15 protein-coding genes are annotated in these 16,454 nt (G+C 69.1%); 5 read left to right on the top strand and 10 right to left on the bottom strand.

The features are described from left to right. Positions 1-544, bottom strand: a 544-nt coding sequence (locus JWN68_RS10395; protein ID WP_297738417.1) for an Hsp70 family protein, incomplete at its 3' end; no start/stop codon positions are given. Positions 545-815: 271 nt separating this feature from the next. Here JWN68_RS10395 and JWN68_RS10390 point away from each other — a divergent pair. Beyond that, positions 816-1,502, top strand: coding sequence for an SGNH/GDSL hydrolase family protein (locus JWN68_RS10390; RefSeq protein WP_297738415.1), 687 nt, complete (start codon positions 816-818; stop codon positions 1,500-1,502). A 66-nt stretch (positions 1,503-1,568) separates the two neighbouring features. Continuing rightward, positions 1,569-1,862 carry a Dabb family protein gene (locus tag JWN68_RS10385; RefSeq protein ID WP_297738414.1) on the top strand — a complete coding sequence of 98 codons (294 nt, stop codon included), beginning with the start codon at positions 1,569-1,571 and terminating at the stop codon, positions 1,860-1,862. Between the two features lie 74 nt (positions 1,863-1,936). Here the strand turns inward: JWN68_RS10385 and JWN68_RS10380 are convergent, their stop codons facing one another. The 9 genes from JWN68_RS10380 to JWN68_RS10340 all read right to left on the bottom strand — a co-directional run bounded on the left by JWN68_RS10380 (position 1,937) and on the right by JWN68_RS10340 (position 12,129). Continuing rightward, positions 1,937-3,454 carry a CoA-acylating methylmalonate-semialdehyde dehydrogenase gene (locus JWN68_RS10380; RefSeq protein WP_297738412.1) on the bottom strand — a complete coding sequence of 506 codons (1,518 nt, stop codon included), beginning with the start codon at positions 3,452-3,454 and terminating at the stop codon, positions 1,937-1,939. Next, positions 3,451-4,794, bottom strand: a complete 1,344-nt coding sequence (locus JWN68_RS10375) for an aspartate aminotransferase family protein (protein ID WP_297738410.1) — start codon at positions 4,792-4,794, stop codon at positions 3,451-3,453. The genes JWN68_RS10380 and JWN68_RS10375 overlap by 4 nt, the downstream gene beginning before the upstream one ends. Before the next feature lie 99 nt (positions 4,795-4,893). After that, positions 4,894-6,063 carry an ABC transporter substrate-binding protein gene (locus JWN68_RS10370; RefSeq protein WP_297738408.1) on the bottom strand — a complete coding sequence of 390 codons (1,170 nt, stop codon included), beginning with the start codon at positions 6,061-6,063 and terminating at the stop codon, positions 4,894-4,896. Positions 6,064-6,115: 52 nt separating this feature from the next. Next, positions 6,116-6,964 (bottom strand): ABC transporter permease subunit, encoded by an 849-nt coding sequence (locus JWN68_RS10365; protein ID WP_297738406.1) that lies wholly within the window; start codon positions 6,962-6,964, stop codon positions 6,116-6,118. Further along, positions 6,961-7,836: an ABC transporter ATP-binding protein gene (locus tag JWN68_RS10360; protein ID WP_297738404.1), complete on the bottom strand. Its 876-nt coding sequence runs from the start codon at positions 7,834-7,836 to the stop codon at positions 6,961-6,963. Before JWN68_RS10360 ends, JWN68_RS10365 begins: the two co-directional genes overlap by 4 nt. Continuing rightward, positions 7,833-8,708: an ABC transporter permease subunit gene (locus JWN68_RS10355; protein WP_297738402.1), complete on the bottom strand. Its 876-nt coding sequence runs from the start codon at positions 8,706-8,708 to the stop codon at positions 7,833-7,835. Before JWN68_RS10355 ends, JWN68_RS10360 begins: the two co-directional genes overlap by 4 nt. A 5-nt stretch (positions 8,709-8,713) precedes the next feature. After that, positions 8,714-9,757 (bottom strand): TIGR03842 family LLM class F420-dependent oxidoreductase, encoded by a 1,044-nt coding sequence (locus JWN68_RS10350; protein ID WP_297738400.1) that lies wholly within the window; start codon positions 9,755-9,757, stop codon positions 8,714-8,716. 51 nt (positions 9,758-9,808) lie between these two features. After that, positions 9,809-11,266 carry a dihydropyrimidinase gene (hydA, locus tag JWN68_RS10345; protein ID WP_297738398.1) on the bottom strand — a complete coding sequence of 486 codons (1,458 nt, stop codon included), beginning with the start codon at positions 11,264-11,266 and terminating at the stop codon, positions 9,809-9,811. A gap of 11 nt (positions 11,267-11,277) precedes the next feature. Next, positions 11,278-12,129, bottom strand: a complete 852-nt coding sequence (locus JWN68_RS10340) for a nitrilase-related carbon-nitrogen hydrolase (RefSeq protein WP_366519788.1) — start codon at positions 12,127-12,129, stop codon at positions 11,278-11,280. A 167-nt stretch (positions 12,130-12,296) separates the two neighbouring features. Between JWN68_RS10340 and JWN68_RS10335 the strand changes: the two genes are divergently transcribed. The 3 genes from JWN68_RS10335 to JWN68_RS10325 all read left to right on the top strand — a co-directional run. Then, on the top strand, positions 12,297-13,646 hold the full coding sequence (locus tag JWN68_RS10335) for an aminotransferase class I/II-fold pyridoxal phosphate-dependent enzyme (RefSeq protein ID WP_297738394.1): 1,350 nt from the start codon (positions 12,297-12,299) through the stop codon (positions 13,644-13,646). A 116-nt stretch (positions 13,647-13,762) separates the two neighbouring features. Then, positions 13,763-14,503 (top strand): hypothetical protein, encoded by a 741-nt coding sequence (locus tag JWN68_RS10330; protein WP_297738392.1) that lies wholly within the window; start codon positions 13,763-13,765, stop codon positions 14,501-14,503. A 171-nt stretch (positions 14,504-14,674) separates the two neighbouring features. Next, positions 14,675-16,454: M4 family metallopeptidase (locus tag JWN68_RS10325; RefSeq protein ID WP_297738390.1), on the top strand; the 1,780-nt coding region annotated here is incomplete at its 3' end.

The following is a 16,454-nucleotide window of genomic DNA, read 5'->3' as shown; positions in this document are numbered from 1 at the left end:
TCTCGAGCAGGGACACGTCGAACGTGCCGCCGCCGAGGTCGAAGACCAGGATCGTCTGGTCGTCGCCCTTGTCGAGGCCGTAGGCCAGGGCGGCCGCGGTGGGCTCGTTGACGATGCGGCTGACGTTCAGGCCCGCGATCTCGCCGGCCTCCTTGGTCGCCTGACGCTGGGCGTCGGAGAAGTACGCCGGCACCGTGATCACCGCGTCGGTGACGGTCTCACCGAGGTAGGCCTCCGCGTCGCGCTTGAGCTTCTGCAGGATGAAGGCGCTGATCTGCTGCGGGGTGAAGTCCTTGTCGTCGATCTTTTGCTTCCAGTCCGTGCCCATGTGGCGCTTGACGGAGCGGATGGTGCGATCGACGTTGGTGACGGCCTGCCGCTTGGCGACCTCACCGACGAGGACCTCGCCGGACTTGGCGAACGCGACCACCGAGGGGGTCGTGCGCGCGCCTTCTGCGTTGGCGATGACGGTGGGCTCGCCACCTTCGAGGACGGCGACGACGGAGTTCGTCGTGCCGAGGTCAATGCCGACTGCTCGAGCCATGGTGTTTCCTCCTGGAAAGCAGCGCCGTTCAGCACGACGCCTGTTTTGCTGCCCGACCATGACGTCGGTGCGTCATGTCGGGAGGTCTGGGTGCCGCCATTCTGCCGCGACTGCGGCGAGTCTGACAAACAACTTGAGTCGTTGCAACTCAAGTCTGCTCATGAGGCCCAACGCAGGTCTTGTCCCCAGTGTTCCCCAAGCTGGGGGAAATTCGGCAATTTCACCACGCACCCCGGCTCGGTGCCCGAGGATTCGGCCTGTGTTGCGATCGGTGAGCCTTCGCCCTACGGGGAGAGCAGGAGTCGCGGCGCTGCTCATCGCCGTACTGCTGGCGACGGTGCTCACGGTTCGGGCTCGTGGCACCGAGGTCTCCTGGTGCGCGCGCCACGCGACTGACGCTGCGGCACGCTCGCAGATCGTGACGGGCACGGAGCCGACCGGGCCCTCGGCGGCGGTCATCGGCGACTCCTGGTCGGTCGGTCTCGGCCTCGACGACCTGGGCGGCTCCTGGCCCAGCGAGCTGCCGGGCCGGGTCCGGGTCGCCGGGTTCTCCGGGTCCGGCTTCAGCCACGGCGCCAGCCATTGTGGCAACCGCTCTTTCGCCACCCGCGCCGCCTCGGCGCGAGGCGCCGACCTGGTCGTCGTACAAGGCGGGCTCAACGACCACGACCAGTCGGATGCCGACATCCGCGACGGTTTCCGCACACTGCTCACCTCGCTGCCGGACAAGGGGGTGGTCGTCGTCGGACCGGTGGCGGCACCCGCACGGGCCGCGTCCGCAAGGCGCGTCGACGCCACGCTGGCCGACCTGTGCGAGGAGTACGGCGTCGCGTACATCGACGCCAGCGCGTGGTCGCTCTCCTACCTGCCCGACCGGCTGCACCTGACCCAGAGCGGACACGTGGCCTTCGGCCAGCGCGTCGCCGACGAGCTCGTCGCACGGGGACTGCTGGGCTGAGGTGCCGGCGTCACGCAAAGCGGTCAACGCGATCGGCTCCGCGGTGGAGCCCCCTAGGCTGGCGCCATGACCTGCCACACGGTCGCCTTCCGCCTCGTCCACCCGTCCGGCTCGACCGAGGAGAGAGACTTCCTCACCGCGGGCCGCGAGCTGGCGACCATTCCCGGCGTCGAGCGCTTCGAACAGCTCGTCCAGACGAGCACCAAGAACAACTTCGCGTTCGGTTTCTCCATGGAGTTTGCCGACGCCGCTGCCAACGAGGCCTACAACCAGCACCCCGTCCACACCGCCTTCGCGCAGAAGCGCTGGGTGTCCGAGGTCGCCGACTTCCTCGAGCTCGACTACGAGCCACTCGCCTGATCCGGCGACCGCTGCGGCCGGGATCCCTGCGCCGACCCCTGACTGTGTTGATCAACGGCGCGGGCGGGGGCGGCTCAGGTGTGCTGCGGGAACCCGAGGTTGAGGCCGCCGTGGCTCGGGTCGAGCCAGCGTTGGGTCACGGCCTTCTCGCGGGTGAAGAAGTCGACCCCGTGCGGACCGTAGGCCTTGGCGTCACCGAAGAGCGAGGCCTTCCAGCCCCCGAAGGAGTGGTAGGCGACCGGCACCGGGATCGGCACGTTGATGCCCACCATCCCGGCCTCGACCTCGCGCTGGAAGCGGCGAGCTGCCCCACCGTCGTTGGTGAAGATGGCGCTGCCGTTGCCGTAGGGCCCGGAGTTGATCAGCTCGATCCCCTCGGGGTAGCCCGAGACGCGCACCACCGAGAGCACCGGGCCGAAGATCTCGTCGGTGTAGACGGTCGACGTCGTCGGCACCTTGTCGAGCAGCGTCGGGCCCATCCAGAAGCCGTCGGGCTCGCCGTCGACCTCGTCGCCACGACCGTCGACCACCACGGTCGCACCGTCGGCGGCGGCCACGTCGACGTACGACGCGACCTTGTCGCGGTGGTCGCGGGTGATCAGCGGGCCCATGTCGCACCCGCGTCGGCCGTCACCGATCTTGAGGGTGGACATCCGCTCGCGGATCTTCTCGATCAGCGGATCGGCGACGGAGTCGACGGCGAGCACGACACTGACGGCCATGCAGCGCTCACCGGCGGAGCCGAAGCCGGCGTTGACCGCCGAGTCGGCGACCAGGTCGAGGTCGGCGTCGGGCAGCACGAGCATGTGGTTCTTCGCCCCGCCGAGGGCCTGGACCCGTTTGCCGTGGGCGGTGCCGGTCTCGTAGACGTATTGCGCGATCGGCGTCGAGCCGACGAAGGAGATCGAGGCGATGTCGGGGTGCGTGAGGATCGCGTCGACGGCCTCCTTGTCGCCGTGCACGACGTTGAAGACACCCGGCGGAAGGCCGGCCTCGGTCATCAGCTCGGCCATCCAGTTCGCCGCCGACGGGTCCTTCTCGCTGGGCTTGAGGATCACGCAGTTGCCGGTCGCGATCGCGATCGGGAAGAACCACATCGGCACCATGGCGGGGAAGTTGAAGGGGCTGATCACGCCCACCACCCCGAGCGGCTGCTTCACGGAGAAGACGTCGACGTCGGTCGAGACGTTCTCCGAGACCGAACCCTTGAGCAGGTGTGGCAGGGCGCACGCGAACTCCACTACCTCGAGACCGCGGGCGATCTCGCCCGCCGCGTCCGAGAGGACCTTGCCGTGCTCGGAGGTGAGGATCTCCGCGAGCTCGCCCTGGCGGGCCGCGAGCAGCTCGCGGAAGGAGAACATCACCGCCTGGCGCTTGGCGACGGAGACCTGGCCCCAGGAGGAGAAAGCCTTCTTGGCGACGGCCACGGCGGCCTCGACGTCCGCAGCGGAGGCGAGCCGGACGTGTCGCTGGACGACCCCACGGGCCGGGTCGAACACGTCGCCCAGGCGCTCGGAGCTGCCGGAGGTGAGGCCGCCGTCGACGTAGTGGTCGAGGACAGGCAGGTTGTCGGTGTCGGTGGGGGGATTCATGAGAGCTCCTTGGTGAGCAGGGTGAGTACGTCGTCGTAGATGACCAACGCCGTGTTGGCCTCGTCGTCGGTGACCACGCACGGGGGCACCACGTGGATGCGGTTCTCGACCACGAAGGGCAGCAGGCCCCGCTCCAGCATGGCTGCCTTCGCGCGGCCGATCACGGCGGGGGCGACCGGTTCGCGGGTGTCGGGGTCGGCGACGAGCTCGAGCGCCCAGAAGACGCCTTCGCCGCGCGCCTCCCCGACGATCGCGTGCTTGTCCGCGAGCTCCCCCAGCCCCGGACCGAGCACGTCGCGACCGACGCGCGCGGCGTTGTCCACGATGCCTTCGTCCTCCATGGCGTCGATCGAGGCGATGATCGAGGCCATCGCCAGGGGGTGCCCGCTGTAGGTGAGTCCGCCCGGGAACACGACGTCGTCGAAGTGCGCAGCGATCGGGTCGCTGATGACCACTCCTCCGGCCGGGACGTAGCCGGAGTTGGAGCCCTTGGCGAAGGTGATCAGGTCGGGCACGACGTCGTAGGCATCAAGGGCGAACCAGTGACCGGTCCGTCCGAAGCCGGCCATCACCTCGTCGAGGATCAGCATGATGCCGTGCTTGTCGGCGATGGCGCGTACGCCCTCGAGGTAGCCCGGAGGCGGCATCAGCACGCCGGCGGTGCCGGGCACGGTCTCCAGCAGGATGGCCGCGACCGAGGCCGGGCCCTCGGCCTCGATGACTCGGGAGAGGTGGCGCAGCGCCCGCTCGCTCTCCTCCTCGGGGGACGTGGCCCAGAACTCCGAGCGGTAGAGGAACGGGCCGAACACGTGGACGTGCCCGCGGGCGTATTCGTTGGGCACCCGCCGCCAGTCGCCGGTCGCCACCACCGCCGAGCCGGTGTTGCCGTGGTAGCTGCGATAGGTCGAGACGACCTTGTCGCGTCCGGTGAACTGCCGGGCCATCCGGATCGCGTTCTCGTTCGCATCAGCGCCACCGTTGGTGAAGAAGACCTTGGACAGGCCCTCCGGTGCCCGGCCCACGATGCGCTTGGCGGCCTCCCCGCGAGCGAGGTTGGCTGTCGCGGGCGCCACCGTCGTCAGGAGGCCGGCCTGCTCCTGGATCGCAGCGACGATCTTCGGGTGCTGGTGCCCGATGTTGACATTGACGAGCTGGCTCGAGAAGTCGAGCCACTCACGTCCGGCGTGGTCCCAGACCCGGCAGCCGAGGCCCCCGGCCACCACCATCGGGGCCAGCGCCCCTTGGGCGGACCACGAGTGGAAGACGTGGGCTCGGTCGAGCTCGACGACGTGTCGGTCGAGGTCGCTGGTGCCTGCTGCCTGCGTGCTGGCCTGTGTCATTGCTGGTGTTCTCCTTGCGCCATACGTGCTGGGGAACCGGGCGTGCCGACGGACGGGTGGGTGGACCGCCCGTCGGCTCGCCCGGGCTGGTGGGGTCGGTCAGTTGCCGCCCTCGTTGAGGGTGACCTCGATCGGCGTGTAGTCCTCGCCGTCGACGTCGACGCCTTCGTCACGAAGCTCGTCGAGCGCCTGCTCGACGTATTCGTTGGTGTAGGCGGTCTCCGGGGGCTCCTCGCTGATGATCGTCGCGCCGGTCTCGTTCTCGGTGTTCATGGCGATCTCGACCGTCTGGTCCCAGGCGGCCTCGTCGATCATTCCGACCCCGTTGGTCGAGGGCCAGATCAGCTTGTTGATCTCGTTGGTCATCCACAGCTGGTGGCTGGTTCCCAGCTGGGAACCGGCGGCGGTGACCGCAGCGGCGCCGGCCTCGGGGTCGTCGCGGACGAAGGCCCAACCCTTGATGGAGGCCTTGATGAAGGCGACCGTCTGCTCGGCGTACTCGTCGTCCTCGAGCTGCTCGGTGGAGGCCCAGATCGCGTCCTGGAGCATGGCGGTGCCGACGTCGTTCCAATCGATGACGTTGAGGTCCTCGGGCTGGTAGAGCTCGCCCGTGTCCGGGTTGACGCTCTCCAGGACCTGCGCGTATTCGTTGTAGGTCATCGCCTGTGCGGCGTCGATGTCGCCGGCCAGGAAGGCGTTCATGTCGAAGGCCTGCTGGACGAGGTTGATGTCCTCGACGTCGACGCCCTCCTGCTGCATCCCGGCGAAGAGCTCCCACTCGTTGCCGAAACCCCAGCTGCCGACGTTCTTGCCCGCCAGGTCCTCGGGCGACTCGATGCCCTTGTCCTTGAAGGAGATCTGCGTGGTCGCGCTGCGCTCGAAGATCTGGGCGACGTCGGCGATCCCGGCACCCTGCTCGATCGAGCCCAGGACCTTCGGCACCCACGAGATCGCGTAGTCGACGTCGCCGGCCGCCAACACGTCCTGCGGGACGATGTCCGGCCCGCCTTCGGCGATGGTGACGTCGAGTCCCTCGTCCTCGTAGAAGCCCTGCTCGACGGCGGCGTAGTAGCCGGCAAACTGCGCCTGCGCCACCCACTGCAGCTGGAGGGTGACCGGCGTGAGCTCGTCGCCCGAGCCCTCGGAGCCGCTGCCCGAGGAGTCGCTGTCCCCGTCGCCGCCGCAGGCACTGACACTCAGCGCCAGCGACAGGGCGACTGCGCCGACCTTGAGCACGGACAGCGTCCGGGCACGTGGTGTGACTCTCATGTCTTCTCCTCGGGGTGGGTGGTGATGGGACAGGTCAGGTCGGGTGGATGGATCAGGTGCGGGGTGCGTGCCGGGCGAACCACAGCTCGACGAGCAGGGTGACGACGTAGAACGCCAGCCCCAGGACGATGGAGCCGGTGACGTAGGCCCAGGCCAGCGGATAGTTGCTGCTCGAGGCCGCCGAGGTGATCGCCTTTCCCAGGCCGCCGACCGGGCCGCCGAAGTACTCCGCGATCAGCGCGGAGATCACGGCGAGCGACGAGGCGATCCGCAGGCCGGTGAAGACGTAGGGCGTCGCGGTCGGCAGCGTCACGGTGCGGACGACCTGGGTCGGGGTCGCGGCGTACGCCCACATCAGCTCGCGGTGCACGGCGGAGACCTGACGCAGCCCGCGCAGGGTGTTGAGGTAGACGGGGATGGAGACTGCTAGCGCGGCCACGACGATGCGCCCGGTGTCGACGGCGGCTCCGAACATCGTGTAGAGCACGGGCGCCAACGCCACGATGGGCACGACCGACAGTGCCGCCACGATGGGCACCGCCATCTGGTCGACCACCTTGACCATGCTCGACACCACGGCGCCCAGGACGCCGACGAGGCCGCCGAGGAGCATCCCGAGGAGCGCGTTGCGACCGGTGACGACCATGCCGTCGACGATGTTCGAGCGCGCGGCGACCAGCTGGTCCCAGATGGCCGACGGCGCCGGCACGATGTAGGGATCGATCCCGAGCCCGTCGACCGCCAGCTGCCAGCCGCCGAGGAAGGCGGCTCCGACTGCCAGCGGGGCGAGGACGGCACTGAGCCGCAGGTCGCTGAGCCGCAGGCCGTTCAGCAGCGGTGGGCGCGGCTGTGGCTGCGTGGCGTCCTGGGCCGACACCTCCGTCGAGATCGCTGCGCTCATCTGTTCTCCACCGCCCGCGCCCCGACGACCGGCGCGCCGTGGAGGTGCTCGCGCACCGTCGCCACCGTGTGGAAGAACTCGGCCGCGTCGCGCACCTCGTCGGTGCGCTCGTGCGAGGTGCCCATCCCGCCGCCTGCCGGGACGATCTCGACGATGCGGCCGGGTCGCGGCGACATGACCACGACCCGGTCGGAGAGGAAGACCGCCTCCGGGATCGAGTGCGTGACGAAGAGGACGGCGGCGCTGGTCTCGCGGCAGATGCGCACCAGCTCGTTCTGCATCCGCTCGCGGGTGATCTCGTCCAGGGCACCGAAGGGCTCGTCCATGAGGAGGAGCCGCGGCCTCTCGGCCAGTGCTCGCGCGATCGCGACCCGCTGCTGCATGCCGCCGGAGAGCTGGTCGGGGTGGTGACGCCCGAAGTCCTGCAGCCCGACGAGCTCCAGCAACTCGCACGACCGCGCGCGGCGCTCACTGGCGCCGACGCCGTGGAGCTTGAGGGGGAGCTCGATGTTGGAGGCCACCGTGCGCCACGGCAGCAGCCCGGCCTGCTGGAAGGCGATGCCGTAGTCCTGGTCGCGGCGGGCCTGCCGCGCGGACTTCCCGAAGACCGTGACCGAGCCCGAGGTCGGCGTGTCGAGGTCGGCCACGAGACGCAGCAGGGTGCTCTTGCCGCATCCGCTGGGACCGATGAGCGAGACGAACTCCCCGGGCGCGACCGAGACGGTCACGTCCTGGAGGGCGACCACCTCGTCGCGACGCCGCCGGAAGACGCGGTCGACACCGACCACGTCGATGGCCTGCGCCTGGGCGGACGTGTCCCGGCTCGTCGTCCCTGGGGTCGTCTCGCCCGTCGTCTGCTTGCTGGACGTCATCGGATGGTCTCCGTCAGGTGGAAGGGACGCAGGGCGAGAGTCAGCAGGCCGACGGCACCCGCGGCCACCAGACCGACGGCCACCGCTCCGAAGATCGGTGCCCACGCCTTGGCCGGGTCACCACCGGCGGACTGGGCGTATTCGACGACCATCCGGCCGATGCCGCCGCGCAGTCCGATCGAGACCTCCGCCACCACCGAACCGATCACTGCACTCGCCGCTGCCAGCCGGAGCGCCGGCAGGAGGAACGGGACGCTGGCGGGCAGCCGCAGGGTGATCAGCGTGCGCCACCAGCCGACGCCGTAGGTGTGCATCAGCTCGACGTGCGTGCGGGCCGGCGACTTGAGCCCTCGCAGCCCGCCCACCGCCACCGGGAAGAACGCGAGGTAGGCGGCGATCAGAGCCACCGAGTGCTCGTTCTCCCAGGTGAAGGACCCGAACTCGATCTGGGCCCCCCAGCGGCGTACGAGCGGAGCGATCGCGATCAGGGGGACCGTCTGGCTCAGCACGATCCACGGCAGCATCCCTGCCTCGGCGATCTTGAAGCGCGTCATCAACAGCGCGAGCGCGATCCCGACCACCACGCCGACCAGCCATCCCCGGGCCGCGATCGACAGGGTGAAGGCGCTCGCGTCCAGCACGGCCTCCAGGGCTGTCGGTGCTCCACGCAGGCCCGTCGCCGGCTCGAAGAGTCGCCGCACCATCTCCCAGGTGTGCGGCATCGCGAGGTCGGTCGCGCGGGGCAGGATCAGCGTGCGCTCGCCCACCAGCACCCCCTGCTCGGGACCGAAGGCCTTGTAGAGGTCCCACAGCGCGGCGACCAGCAGGACGCCGAGCGCGCCGAGCAGGCCGGCGCGGAGACGTCCCAGCACGCGGGTCACGCCTTCGCGACCACGTGGTCTCGCAGCTCGGGCATGATCGTCTCCCCGTAGACCCGCATCGTCTCCTCCTTGTTGTCGTGCTGGAGGTAGCCCGCGAACTGGTGGACGCCGATCTCCTTGAGCGCCTTGAGCTTCTCGATGTGCTCCTCGGGGGTGCCCAGGATGCAGAACCGCTCGACGATCTCGTCGGGCACGAACTCGGCGTGCGTGTTGCCGGCACGGCCGTGCTCGTTGTAGTCGTAGCCCTCGCGACCCTTGATGTAGTCGGTGAGTGCCTGCGGGATCTGATTGGCGTTGCCGTCGTCTGCCGACCCGTATTTCGCCACGATGTCGGCGACGTGGTTGCCCACCATCCCGCCGAACCAGCGGCACTGCTCGAGCATGTGCGCCCGGGACTCGGGAGTGTCGTCCCCGACGTACATCGGCGCCGCCACGCAGAAGGTGATCGCGTCGGGATCGCGGCCCGCCTTCTCGGCGGCATCCCGGACGGCGCCGATCATCCACGTCGCGATGTCGATGTCGGCGAGCTGCAGGATGAAGCCGTCACCCGCCTCGCCGGCCGCCTTGAGGGCGAGCGGGCCGTATGCCGCGATCCACACCTCCAGCTCGGAGCTCCGGGCCCACGGGAACTGCAGGGTCGTGCCGTTGTGCTCGACCGCACGGCAGTTGGCGAGCTCGCGGATGACGTGGGTCGCCTCGCGGACCTCCTTGAGTGTGGTCGGCTTGCCGTTGAGCACGCGCACCGCGGAGTCGCCGCGCCCGATGCCGCACACCGTGCGGTTGCCGTACATCTCGTTGAGCGTTGCGAAGACGGACGCGGTCACGGTCCAGTCGCGGGTGGCCGGGTTGGTGACCATCGGGCCCACCATGATGCGGTTGGTCGCGCCGAGGATCGCCGAGTAGATGACGTAGGGCTCCTGCCACAGCAGGTGGGAGTCGAAGGTCCAGACGTAGTCGAAGCCGTGCTCCTCGGCCTGCTTGGCCAGACCAACGGTCCGCCACGCGGGCGGGTTGGTCTGCAGGACGACGCCAAAGTCCATCTGGAGCTCCTTCGTGGGACAGGGTTGGGCTGGAACGGGCCTGGGTGCGTTTCAGGTGAGGTACTGCGTGAGGCCGCGCTTGAGGAAGCGGCCGTGGCCCGCGCGACCGTGGAACTCTTCGTCAGCGACCAGGACCGAACCACGCGAGATGACGACGTCGACGTGTCCGTCGATCTCGTAGCCCTCCCAGGCGGAGTGGTCCATGTTCATGTGGTGGGAGCGACCCGAAGGGGAGCCATCAGGCAGAGTCGGATAGCCGATGCTGGTGTGGCCGGCGGGGTCGTAGACGACGATGTCGGCGTCCGCGCCCGGAGCGATGACCCCCTTGGTGCCGTACAGGCCGAACATCCGGGCGGGCGTCGTCGAGGTCAGCTCGACCCAGCGCTCGAGGGTGAGCTCGCCGGTGACCACGCCCTGGTAAAGGAGGTCCATCCGGTGCTCGATCGAGCCGATGCCGTTGGGGATGGCCCGGAAGTCGCCCTTGCCGAGCTCCTTCTGGCCCTTCATGCAGAAGGGGCAGTGGTCGGTCGAGACCATCTGCAGGTCGTTGGTGCGCAGGCCCTGCCACATGGCGTCCTGGTGGCCCTCCTCGCGCGAGCGCAGCGGCGTCGAGCAGACCCACTTGGCGCCCTCGAAGCCGTCCTCGCCACCGGCGCCGAGCTGCTCCTCCAGCGAGAGGTAGAGGTATTGGGGGCAGGTCTCGCCGAAGACGTTCTTGCCACGGTCGCGCGCCGCCGCCAGCTGCGCGACCGCCTGCTTGGCGCTCACGTGGACGACGTAGAGGGGGGCGTCGGTCAGGTCGGCCAGCATGATCGCTCGGTGCGTCGCCTCTTCCTCCATCTGCCAGGCGCGAGCGATGCCATGAAAATAGGGAGCAGTACGGCCCGATTCATAGAGCTGTTCGGCAAGGACGTCGATCGCCGGGCCGTTCTCGGCATGCATCATCGTCATCAGCCCCAGCTCGGCGGCCTTCTGCATCGCCTTGAGGATCTGCGCGTCGTCGGAGTAGAAGACCCCTGGATAGGCCATGAACAGCTTGTAGCTGGAGATTCCCTCGTCGACGAGCGTCTCCATCGCCTTCAGTGACTGCTCGTCGACTCCTCCGATGATCTGGTGGAAGCCGTAGTCCACCGCGCAGTTGCCGCCGGCCTTGTCGTGCCAGGCCGCCAGGCCGGTCTCCACGGCTTCGCCGTACTTCTGCACCGCGAAGTCGATGATCGACGTGGTGCCGCCCCAGGCGGCTGCGATGGTGCCGGACTCGAAGGTGTCGCTGGCGTTGGTGCCGCCGAAGGGCAGCTCCATGTGGGTGTGCGCGTCGATGCCGCCGGGGATGACGTACTTCCCGGTTGCGTCGATCACCGTGTCGACGCCCGCGGCGAGGTCGTGCCCCAGCAGCGTCGAGCCGGGTTGAAGTACGGCGACGATGCGCTCGCCGTCGACGAGGACATCGGCGGCGGTGCGGCCGGTGGCGCTGACCACCGTGCCGCCCTTGATCAGCAAGGTGCTCATGGGCGACCCTCCTAGGCGCGGGCGGTGGCGGTGTAGGAGTCGGGGCGACGGTCGCGGTAGAACTGCCAGTCGTCGCGCATCTGCTGGACCATGTCGAGGTCGATGTCGCGGACCATGACCTCTTCCTTGTCCGATGCGGCGCGCTCCCCGACGAAGTTGCCACGCGGGTCGATGATCTGGCTCGTGCCGTAGAAGTCGACTGCTTCGTCGCCGTACTCAATGTCCTCGAGGCCGACCCGGTTGGGCTGCAGCACGAAGTAGCCGTTGGCCACGGCCGCACACGGCCCCTCGACGTCCCAGAGTCGGTTGGAGAGGCCGGGCTTGGTGGCGTTGGGGTTGAAGACCATCTGCGCGCCGGCGAGGCCGAGCTCGCGCCAGCCCTCGGGGAAGTGGCGGTCGTAGCAGATGTAGACCCCGACCTTGCCCACCGCCGTGTCGAAGACGGGGTAGCCGAGGTTGCCCGGGCGGAAGTAGAACTTCTCGAAGAACTTCTCCAGCTGCGGGATGTGGTTCTTGCGGTACTTGCCGAGGATCGTGCCGTCGGCGTCGACGACGACGGCGGTGTTGTAGTAGACGCCGGTCTGCTCCTCCTCGTAGATCGGGAGGATCATCACCATCTCCAGCTCCTTGGCCAGGGCCGCGAAGCGCTGCACGATCGGACCGTCGGCCGGCTCCGCGTAGCGGTAGTACTTCTGGTCCTGCGTGATGCCGAAGTAGGGGCCGTAGAACAGCTCCTGGAAACAGATGATCTGGGCGCCCTCCTGCTTGGCGTCCCGGGCGAACTGCTCGTGCTTGTCCAGCATCGAGTCCTTGTCCCCGGTCCAGGTGGTCTGGGTGATCGATGCCCTCACGGTCGTCATCAGGCTGTCCTCCGGGATTGTCGCTACGCTGCCGCCTGGAACGTTATCCTTCTGATTGAACATTTCCCATGGTTTTCCCGGCTCAATTTTTTCGGACAGATCTCGGGCCCGAGCCCCCGGCCCGTCAGCCCTTGCTCCCACGTCCTCGACCTGCACGAACGGAAGATCCCGTGAGCCGCTCACCCGACCTCGCCGCACTGACCGACCGGTCTCCGCACGGCATAGCGGGTGCGTTCGGCCGCGCGATCCGGTCCGGCGAGCTCGCCCCGGGCGAGCGGTTGCCGACGGTGCGCGAGGTGGCCGTGGAGCTCGGGGTCAGCCCGGCCACGGTCAGCGCCGCATGGCAGGCGCTGCGGCGTACGGGGGTGGTCGTCTCACGGGGACGCGCCGGCACCTTCGTGCAGGAGACCCCCCGCCCGTGGTTGAGCCCCCGGCAGCGCGGCCTGGTCGGCGCCAGCCTTGGCGGGTTGCGGATGGACCTCTCCCGCGGCACCCCGGATCCCGAGCTGCTGCCCTCGCTCGGCCCCGCCTTCGGCCGGGTCTCCGCCCGCGCCGGGACCGGGGTCTACCAGGACGAGCCCGTGCTGCCCCAGCTGCGTTCGGTCCTCGAGGCGACGTGGCCCTATGACGCCGAGGTGATCACGGTGGTCGACGGGGCCACGGACGGGGTCGCGCGCGTGCTGGAGCAGTGCGTCCGGCTCGGCGACCGCGTTGCGCTCGAGTCCCCGGGCTACCCCCCGTTCCTGGACCTCGTGGAGTCGCTGGGCGCCGAGATCGTGCCCATGGCGATGGACGCCGCCGGCGTGCGTCCGGAGTCCCTGCGCGCGGCCCTGGACGCCCGTCCGGTCGCGTTGGTGCTGCAGCCCAGGGCCCAGAACCCGACCGGCATCTCGATGTCCCCCGAGCGCGCCCAGGTCCTGGCCGATGTGCTGGCCCGGCGGCGGCACCAGTCGGTGCCGTTGATCGTCGAGGACGACCACTCGGGTGCCATCAGCACGAGCCCGGACGTCTCCCTGGGCACGTTCCTGCCCGAGCGCGTGGTGCACGTGCGCAGCTTCTCGAAGTCCCACGGTCCCGACCTCCGGATCGCGGCCCTCGGGGGGCCGGCCGAGGTCCTGGACCCGCTCGTGGCGCGGCGGATGCTGGGACCGGGGTGGACGTCTCGCATGGTGCAGACGATCCTGCACGACCTGCTGACCCAGGCCCGGTCGATGGACGAGGTCTCCGAGGCGCGCCGACAGTACTTCGGCCGCCAACGTGACCTCGTGGCGCGGCTTGCCGAGCAGGGGATGGAGCTGGGCACCCCGGACGGCATCAACCTCTGGCTTCCGGTGTACGACGAACGCGCGGCCCTGCTCCACCTGGCGGCCGCCGGCATCCGGGTCGCCGGCGGCACACCGTTCTTCCCCGGCGCGGAGAGCGCGCCCCACATCCGCATCACGTCCGGCCTCGTCGACCCCGAGCACGCGGCCGAGGTCGCCACGGCCGTGGCCGCGGCCGCTGTCGAGGACAGGCCATGACGGCTGGAACGCGAGGTCGCTGGTCATCTCGACCCCTCATCCCGCGAGCAACCGCTTCTCGGCCGACGGCCCTACGAATGTGCTCGGGGCAGGTCGGTCACCACGGGGGAGAACGCATGCACGCACTGCCAGCACGTTGCGGACACGTCAGCCGGTTCATCCAGGGTCACCCTGGTTGCTCTCCTGGCGGCGCGCTGCTCCACGTCGTCGGGACACCCGCGCCGACGCAGGCGCAACCGCCGACGGGGACGCCGGGCAAGGACCAGCTGCTCGCCTACGCCCGACTGACGATCTACGTCGACACCGCCGCGCCGCAGACGACGATCACCGCGGCACCGAGATACGCCACCGACCGCGACGTGATCCGCGTCGAGTTCTCGGCCAGCGAACCCAGCTCGACCTTCCAGTGCCGGTGGGACGAGGGAGCCTGGGCCGCCTGCGTGGGCAGCACCACCGTCTCGTTGATCCCCGGCAACCACATGATCTCGGTTCGCGCGAGTGACGCGTACGGCAACACCGACCCCACGCCGGCAACCGCCGTCGTCACCGTCACCGCCGTGGCTTCCCAACCTCCCCCGCCGCCGAGCGCGCCGGCCGAGCCCACGGTGGAGGCACACGCGGTGAAGAGAAAGTCGAAGCTGCGCATCCACGTCGGTCCCGGCTCCAGCGACGGTGACTACCGCGTGGTGATCCAGCGCAAGGTCGGCGCGAAGTGGCGCAAGGTCGATCGCGTTCGTACCCGCGGCGACCGCGATGTCGTGGTGGTGGATCTCCGCCGCGGCACGTACCGCGCCGTGCTGACGACGAGCTCCCAGGGACCCGCGATCCGCAGCAGCACGGTCCGCATCAAGCGCTGAACTCCTGGCCCCTTGCGCGCCCCGCGTTTGCGCAGGTTTACGCAATGCATATTCCTGCACGGCCATCTTCATAGACCGGCGCCTCTCCAGTTGCCATTTTGTGCAGTGCGCCCGTCACTCCGCGGGCGCCTTCCAGTGGCCGCAATCCGGCCACGACCGAGAGGAATCCCCGTGAAACGCTCAAAGACGAGCACTCCACAGCTGGCAGGTCTGGCCGTCCTGGCCCTGACCGCCGCAGCGTTGGCGGTGCCCATGACCTCGGTGACCCCGGCCTCTGCCCAGGACGAGCCGAGCTCGCTGGCGGCAGCCAACGACAAGGTCGCTCAGTGGATTGCCAAGCACGAGGGCAAGGTCAAGCTGGCCGAGCAGGACAAGCTGGTCCGTGCGGCGACCCTCCAGGGTGGCAACGGCACCGTGTCGGTGGCCTACGAGCGCCTGCACAAGGGCCTGCCCGTCGTCGGCGGTGACTTCGTCGTGGTGACCGGCGCCAGCGGCGCGGTCCTGAACACCGAGGTCGCCCAGACTGCGCCCGTCGACGTTGCCTCGACCACCCCGACGTTGACGCAGGACCGGGCCGTCGAGATCTCTCGCGGTCAGGTCGACTCGGTCGCCGGCGTCGAGCCCACCAGCCTGGTCATCTGGCAGGACGGCGCCACCAGCCGCCTCTCCTACGAGACCACCGTCTCGGGTGTCGACGGCGGCGAGGCCTCGCGCCAGTCGGTGTACGTCGACGCGCAGGACGGCGCCGTGCTCGGGACCAAGGAGCACGTGGTCCACGGCAGTGGAAGCGCGGCATACTCCGGCCCCAACCCCCTGACCTTCAACACCACTCTGTCGGGCAGCACCTACTCCATGCGCGACTCCGCGGCGCCGACGCTGACGTGCGCAGACTCGGCCAACAACGTCGTCTTCAGCGGACCCGACGACGCATGGGGCAACGGCAACGCGACCAACAAGGAGACGGGCTGCGTCGACGCCTTCTACGGCGCCCAGCAGATGCGCATGATGATGTCGTCGTGGCTGGGCCGCAACGGGATGAACGGCTCGGGCGGCTGGGTGCCGATCAAGGTCGGCCTCAACGACGTCAACGCCTACTACGACGGCACCCAGGTCCAGATCGGTCACAACCAGGCCAATCAGTGGATCGGTGAGCTCGACGTGATCGCCCACGAGTTCGGGCACGGAGTCGACGACAAGACGCCCGGCGGGATCTCGGGTGCCGGCACCCAGGAGTTCGTGGGCGACGTGTTCGGCGCCCTGACCGAGTTCTACGACAACCAGTCGGCCTCCTACGACGGCCCGGACTGGACCGTCGGCGAAGAGGTCAACCTGGTCGGCCAGGGTCCGATCCGCGACATGGCGAACCCCGCCGCCGCTGGCGACCCGGCTTGCTACACCAGCTCGATCCCCAACACCGAGGTGCACTCTGCCGCAGGGCCGGGAAACCACTTCTTCTACCTCCTGTCCATGGGCGGTACGTCGAAGTGCGACAGCACGAGCGTCAGCGGGATCGGCGTCCAGAACGCCGGCAAGATCATGTACAACGCGATGCTGATGAAGACGTCGTCGTCGTCCTACCTGAAGTACCGCACCTGGACGCTCCAGGCGGCGAAGAACCTGGACAGCACCTGCGCCCAGTTCAACGCGGTCAAGAACGCTTGGGACGCGGTCAACGTGCCGGCCCAGACCGGTGACCCGACCTGTGGCTCCACCCCTCCCCCGCCGCCGCCCCCCGGCGGCAACCTCCTGGCCAACCCGGGCTTCGAGTCCGGTGCGACCTCATGGGGCGGTACGACCGGCGTGATCACCACCAACACCGGTCGCCCCGCACGCACCGGCACCTGGAAGGCGTGGCTCGGCGGCAACGGCACGACGTCGACCGAGAACCTCACCCAGACGGTCACCATCCCGGCGACCGCCACAGCAGCCAACCTGTCCTACTGGATCCGCA

This window comes from Nocardioides sp. (assembly GCF_025964975.1).
In the GTDB taxonomy this organism is placed as follows: domain Bacteria; phylum Actinomycetota; class Actinomycetes; order Propionibacteriales; family Nocardioidaceae; genus Nocardioides.
This window is presented reverse-complemented; position numbering and strand designations above follow the sequence as displayed.

Excerpts from the sequence above, each read along its gene's own strand:
- JWN68_RS10375 (WP_297738410.1), bottom strand. The coding sequence starts at position 4,794 with ATGACACAGGCCAGCACGCAGGCAGCAGGCACCAGCGACCTCGACCGA.
- JWN68_RS10360 (WP_297738404.1), bottom strand. The coding sequence starts at position 7,836 with ATGACGTCCAGCAAGCAGACGACGGGCGAGACGACCCCAGGGACGACG.
- JWN68_RS10350 (WP_297738400.1), bottom strand. The coding sequence starts at position 9,757 with ATGGACTTTGGCGTCGTCCTGCAGACCAACCCGCCCGCGTGGCGGACC.
- JWN68_RS10365 (WP_297738406.1), bottom strand. The coding sequence starts at position 6,964 with ATGAGCGCAGCGATCTCGACGGAGGTGTCGGCCCAGGACGCCACGCAG.
- JWN68_RS10330 (WP_297738392.1), top strand. The coding sequence starts at position 13,763 with ATGCACGCACTGCCAGCACGTTGCGGACACGTCAGCCGGTTCATCCAG.
- JWN68_RS10370 (WP_297738408.1), bottom strand. The coding sequence starts at position 6,063 with ATGAGAGTCACACCACGTGCCCGGACGCTGTCCGTGCTCAAGGTCGGC.
- hydA (WP_297738398.1), bottom strand. The coding sequence starts at position 11,266 with ATGAGCACCTTGCTGATCAAGGGCGGCACGGTGGTCAGCGCCACCGGC.
- JWN68_RS10385 (WP_297738414.1), top strand. The coding sequence starts at position 1,569 with ATGACCTGCCACACGGTCGCCTTCCGCCTCGTCCACCCGTCCGGCTCG.
- JWN68_RS10380 (WP_297738412.1), bottom strand. The coding sequence starts at position 3,454 with ATGAATCCCCCCACCGACACCGACAACCTGCCTGTCCTCGACCACTAC.